This is a genomic window from Streptomyces laculatispora (assembly GCF_017353455.1).
GTDB lineage: Bacteria > Actinomycetota > Actinomycetes > Streptomycetales > Streptomycetaceae > Streptomyces > Streptomyces laculatispora.
In genome coordinates, this window is record NZ_JAFMPZ010000087.1 from 1 (window position 1) to 5,868 (window position 5,868).

The following is a 5,868-nucleotide window of genomic DNA, read 5'->3' on the forward strand; positions in this document are numbered from 1 at the left end:
CACCACCGCGACCGAGAGTCCGGACCGGGCTGCGTAGTAGGCGCAGGCGGCGCCGACCACTCCGGCCCCGACCACGACAACGTCCAAAGGCTGTCTCGTGAACACATCAGTAATATGTCACATTGCTCAGAGGGTGCCAAGAGGTCGTCATCACGCCGGATATGACGTGCTGTCAGACAGAGTGTGCCCCCTCACGACCGGCGGATTCGGCGGCCGGTGACCCGTGATGGGTGGATGCCCCCCATCGGGGAATGCAAGCCCTCGACCGCGCGGGGTGCCGACGACGAGGAGCGACATGCACGACGACAGCACACTGGTGGAGGGCCGGCTGGAGCGGGCCCTCCGCCAGTTCATCCGCCCCGCCGAGTACGCGGCGCGGACCCCGCTCACGCTGGCGGTGTGGCATGCACCGGGCGAGCCCGTTCCGGTGGCACAAGCGCTCGGGGCGCGCTATGAACCGTTCTCGGCCGGGACCGCGTGGGGCAGTCCGTGGACCACCAGCTGGTTCCGGCTCGACGGTGCGGTGCCGCGGGAATGGGCCGGCCGGCGGGTCGAGGTGGTGGTCGATCCGGGCTTCTCCGGTCAGGCGCCCGGCTTCCAGGCCGAGGGGATGCTGTACGACACCGAGGGCATTCCGCTGAAGGGCGTCCATCCCCGCAACCGCCATCTGACCGTCGGCGCACCCGCCGCGGGTGGCGAGCGGGTCTCCCTCCTGCTGGAGGCGGCGGCCAACCCGGCAGTACTGGAACACGGATTCGAGCCGACGCCGCTCGGGGACGTACTGACGGCGGGCGACGATCCGCTCTACCGGTTCACGTCGGCGGATCTCGCCGTGCTGGACGAGGGCGTCTGGCATCTCGTACTGGACATCGAGGTGCTGTCCGAGCTGATGCGGGAGCTGCCCACCGACCGGTCGCGGCGGCACGAGATCCTGCGGGCACTGGAGCGGATGCTCGACGCGCTCGATCTGCACGATGTGTCCGGTACGGCGGCGGCCGGACGGGCCGAGCTGGCCGAGGTCCTGTCCAGGCCCGCTTCGGCGAGCGCGCACCGGATCTCGGCCACCGGGCACGCGCACATCGACTCGGCGTGGCTGTGGCCGCTGCGCGAGACGGTGCGGAAGGCCTCCCGCACGTTCGCCAATGTCACCGCGCTCGCCAAGGACTACCCGGAGCTGGTGTTCGCCTGTTCGCAGGCCCAGCAGTACGCCTGGGTCAAGGAGCACCAGCCGCACATCTGGGAGCGGATCGTGCGGGCGGTGGCGGACGGGCAGTGGGAGCCCGTCGGTTCGATGTGGGTGGAGTCCGACGCCAATCTGCCCGGCGGCGAGGCGCTGGCCCGGCAGATCGTGCACGGGAAGCGGTTCTTCGAGCAGGAGCTGGGGGTGGAGACCGAGGAGATCTGGCTGCCGGACTCCTTCGGCTGCACCGCCGCGTTCCCGCAGCTGGCCCGGCTGGCGGGAGTCCGGTGGTTCCTGACGCAGAAACTGTCGTGGAACCAGACCGACAGGATGCCGCACCACACCTTCTGGTGGGAGGGCATCGACGGCACCCGGCTCTTCACCCACTTCCCGCCTGTGGACACCTACAACGCCCACTTCCACGGCCTCGAACTCGCTCACGCCGAGAAGAACTTCACGGACAAGGGACGGGCCACCCGCTCCCTGATGCCGTTCGGCTGGGGTGACGGCGGCGGCGGTCCGACCCGGGAAATGCTGGAGAAGGCCCGCAGGCTCAGCGATCTGGAGGGGTCCCCGCGGGTCACAATCGAGAAGCCGTCGGCGTTCTTCGTCGCGGCCGAGGAGGAGTACGGGGCGCAGGCGCCGGTCTGGTCGGGTGAGCTGTACCTGGAGCTGCACCGGGCGACGTACACCACTCAGGCGAAGACCAAGCAGGGCAACCGCCGCAGCGAACACCTCCTGCGAGAGGCCGAGTTGTGGGCGACCGCGGCGGCCCTGCGGGCACCCGCGTACCGCTACCCGTACGAGGCGCTGGACCGGATCTGGAAGACGGTCCTGCTCCATCAGTTCCACGACATCCTGCCGGGCTCGTCCATCGCCTGGGTGCACCGCGAGGCCCGTGACACCTATGAGCAGGTGCGCGGGGAACTGGCGGACCTGGTGGCGGAGGCGGTGACGGCGCTCGGTGCGGCGCAGGGCCTGGTGGCTCTCAACTCCTCGCCATACCCACGCAGTCAGGTCGTCGAGCTGGACGCCGAGGCGAGTGCGGTGCTGCCGTCCGGGGCTCATGCGCAGTCGCTGGGCGAGGGGCGCACCGCGGTTCTCGCCCAGTCGCCGGGGCTCGGCGCGGGACCGCTGGACGGTGCGGCCGTCCCGGAGCAGGGGGTTTCGGCCGACGCCTCCGCGGACGAGGGGGCCGTCCTCGACAACGGACTGCTGCGCGTCACCGTCGACCGGGACGGGCTGATCGCCTCCGTCCTCGACCTGGCGGCGGGCCGCGAGGTCCTGGTCCCCGGCCATCGGGCCAACCTCCTCCAGCTGCACCCGGACCACCCGAACAACTGGGACGCCTGGGACATCGACGTCCACTACCGCCGCTCACGCACCGACCTGACCGACGCCGAGCTGGTCGAGCTGGTGGAGGAGGGACCGCTGCGGGCGGCCGTGCGAGTGGTGCGTGCGTTCGGCGCGTCCAGGATCGTGCAGGAGATCCGGCTGGCCGCGGGGAGCAGGCAGGTCGACATCGAGACCGAGGTGGACTGGCAGGAGTCGGAGAAGGTCCTCAAGGCGGCGTTCCCGCTCGATGTGCACGCCGAACGGTCGACGTCCGAGATCCAGTTCGGCCACGTCCACCGGCCGACCCATGACAACACCGGCTGGGATGCGGCCCGTTTCGAGATCTGCGCCCATCGCTGGCTGCGGGTCGCCGAGCCGGGTTACGGCATCGCGCTGCTCAACGACTCGACGTACGGGCACGAGGTGACCCGGACCCCGCACACCACGGGCCTCGGCACGACCGTACGGCTCACGCTGCTGCGCGCCCCGCACAGCCCCGACCCGGCAACCGACCTCGGCACGCACCGGTTCCGGTACGCGCTGGCGCCCGGCGTGGAGATCACCGACGCGGTCCGGGAGGGGCTGGCGCTCAATCTGCCGCTGCGCGCCGCGGTCGCCCCGGCGGTTCCGTCGGTCGTGGCGACCGGCCATCCGGCGGTGACCGTGGAGTCGGTGAAGCTGGCCGAGGACCGCAGCGGCGATGTCATCGTCCGGCTGTACGAGTCGGCCGGCGGCCGGGCCGACGCGACACTCCGGGCCTCGTTCCCCGTCGTCACGGCGCAGATCACCGACCTGCTGGAACGGCCGCTGCACGCGGCGGCGGCCGACGCGCACGGCCTCGCCCTGACGCTGCGGCCGTTCCAGATCCTGACGGTGCGGCTGACCCCCGCGTGAGGAACCGCCCCGGCCCGCGTCGGCGCCCTTCCCGGCCGTCGCGGGTCAGGGGCGGGGCATGTTCCGGAGGTTGGAGCGGGCCATCTGGACCATCCGGCCCACTCCGCCGTCCAGCACGATCTTGCTCGCGGAGAGCGCGAAGCCGGTCACCATGTCCGCGCTGATCTTCGGCGGGATGGAGAGCGCGTTGGGGTCGGTGACGACGTCGACGAGGGCCGGCCCCTTGTGCCTGAAGGCGTCCTTCAGGGCGCTTTCGAGCTCCTTGGGCTTCTCGACACGTACGCCGTACGCCCCCGAGGCCCGCGCGATCGCCGCGAAGTCCGGGTTCTTGTTGGTCGTACCGAACGACGGCAGTCCGGCCACCAGCATCTCCAGTTCGACCATGCCCAGCGCGGAGTTGTTGAACAGAACGACCTTCACCGGCAGGTTGTACTGGACGAGGGTCAGGAAGTCCCCCATCAGCATGGTGAATCCGCCGTCCCCGGACATCGAGACGACCTGCCGGTTCCGGTCCGTGAACTGCGCTCCGATGGCCTGCGGCAGCGCGTTGGCCATCGAGCCGTGGCTGAACGAACCGATCACCCGGCGTTTGCCGTTCGGCGACAGATAGCGGGCCGCCCAGACGTTGCACATGCCCGTGTCGACCGTGAACACCGCGTCCTCGTCGGCGAGTTCGTCCAGCACCGATGCCACGTACTCCGGGTGGATCGGGATGTGCTTGTCGACCTTGCGGGTGTACGCCTTGATCACGCCCTCCAGCGCGTCGGCGTGCTTCTTGAGCATCCGGTCGAGGAACTTGCGGTCGGTCTTCGCCTTCACCCGCGGGGTCAGACAGCGGAGCGTCTCGCGGACATCGCCCCAGACCGCCAGATCGAGCTTGGAGCGGCGGCCCAGGTGCTCGGGCCGCACATCGACCTGGACGATCTTCACATCGGTGGGCAGGAAGGCGTTGTACGGGAAGTCCGTACCGAGCAGGATCAGCAGATCGCACTCGTGGGTGGCCTCGTAGGCCGCGCCGTAGCCGAGCAGGCCGCTCATCCCGACGTCGTACGGGTTGTCGTACTGGATCCACTCCTTGCCGCGCAGCGCGTGGCCGACCGGGGCCTTCACCCGCTCGGCGAACTCCATCACCTCGGCGTGCGCGCCCGCCGTCCCGCTTCCGCAGAACAGCGTCACCCGTTTGGCCTCGTCGACCATGCGGCAGAGCTTCTCGATCTCCTCGTCGCCCGGCCGCACGGTGGGCCGCGAGGTGACCATCGCGTGCTCGATCGACTTCTCCGGTGCGGGCTGCGAGGCGATGTCGCCCGGCATCGAGACGACGCTGACACCGCCCTGGCCGATCGCGTGCTGGATGGCCGTCTGGAGCAGCCGCGGCATCTGCTGCGGGTTGGAGATCATCTCGTTGTAGTGGCTGCACTCCTGGAAGAGCAGCTCCGGATGGGTCTCCTGGAAGTAGCCGAGGCCGATCTCGCTCGACGGGATGTGCGAGGCGAGCGCGAGCACGGGCGCCATGGAGCGGTGTGCGTCGTAGAGGCCGTTGATGAGGTGGAGATTGCCGGGGCCGCACGATCCGGCGCAGGCCGCCAGCGTGCCGGTGATCTGCGCCTCGGCACCGGCGGCGAACGCGGCCGTCTCCTCGTGTCTGACCTGGACCCATTCCATCCCCGAGTGCCGGCGGATGGCGTCGACGACCGGGTTGAGGCTGTCGCCGACGACCCCGTACAGGCGCTTGACTCCCGCGCGGGCGAGGATGTCGACGAACTGCTCCGACACGTTCTGCTTGGCCATGGGTGCGTGCTCCCTCTGCCTGTTGCTCCGTGCACGTTCGGGTGTCCGGACTCCGGGGCGCGAAACCCCGGCCGGACGGGTTCCCCCGGAGTCCATCAACCCATGGCGCGCGCGGTTACGCCTCCCAGACGCCGACCGCCGTCCGGTCGTCGGCGTAACCCTTGACCCTGAGCTGGGTGTCCGCGAGGAACGCCGCGAGACCCGGCGCCCGGCCGGGTGCCCAGCGCTCGGCGAGCTCATCGGCCAGCGCCGGCTCGTCGCGCAGCGGATCCGCCAGACCGTTGCTGCACAGCAGCAGGGTGTCGCCCGGCCGGGCGACCGAGGCCCGGAACCGGAAGGGCTCGGCGGGCGGCGGGACCGGGCTCTCGACGTACGGGGCCGGGGCGGTGGTGATCCCCAGGTCCATGGTCAGCCGCTCGCCGTCGGGCCCGCTCTCGGGGGACGACGCCGAGCCGAAGCCGACCACCCCCTCCCCGGCGAGTTCGCCGGGGTGCGGAACCTCGGGTTCGAGGTCCTGCCAGCTGCCGTCGCGCAGCCGGAAGAGCCCTCCGCCGCCGAACTCGGGCTCGAAGCACACGAGTACACGGCGGGCCTGCGCTGCCTCCTGCTGTCCGCCGATCCCGACTGCCGCACCCGGGTCTTCTTCGGCGTCGGCGGCGGAGGGCTCTTCC

The 5,868-nt window shown here is 70.6% G+C and carries 4 protein-coding genes; 1 reads left to right on the plus strand and 3 read right to left on the minus strand.

The features are described from left to right. A partial coding sequence (locus tag J1C73_RS34490) for an FAD-dependent oxidoreductase (RefSeq protein WP_307797604.1) occupies positions 1–105 on the minus strand: 105 nt, incomplete at its 3' end. A gap of 190 nt (positions 106–295) precedes the next feature. Between J1C73_RS34490 and J1C73_RS04745 the strand changes: the two genes are divergently transcribed. Next, positions 296–3,409, plus strand: a complete 3,114-nt coding sequence (locus J1C73_RS04745) for an alpha-mannosidase (protein WP_207315223.1) — start codon at positions 296–298, stop codon at positions 3,407–3,409. 45 nt (positions 3,410–3,454) lie between these two features. On the opposite strand, the gene J1C73_RS04750 is transcribed toward J1C73_RS04745, so the two are convergent. Together J1C73_RS04750 and J1C73_RS04755 are read right to left on the minus strand one after the other, a co-directional pair. Then, a complete protein-coding gene (locus tag J1C73_RS04750) occupies positions 3,455–5,197 on the minus strand; it encodes a pyruvate dehydrogenase (protein ID WP_207315224.1) in 1,743 nt (580 codons plus the stop codon). Between the two features lie 115 nt (positions 5,198–5,312). Continuing rightward, a partial coding sequence (locus tag J1C73_RS04755) for a PP2C family serine/threonine-protein phosphatase (protein WP_207315225.1) occupies positions 5,313–5,868 on the minus strand: 556 nt, incomplete at its 5' end.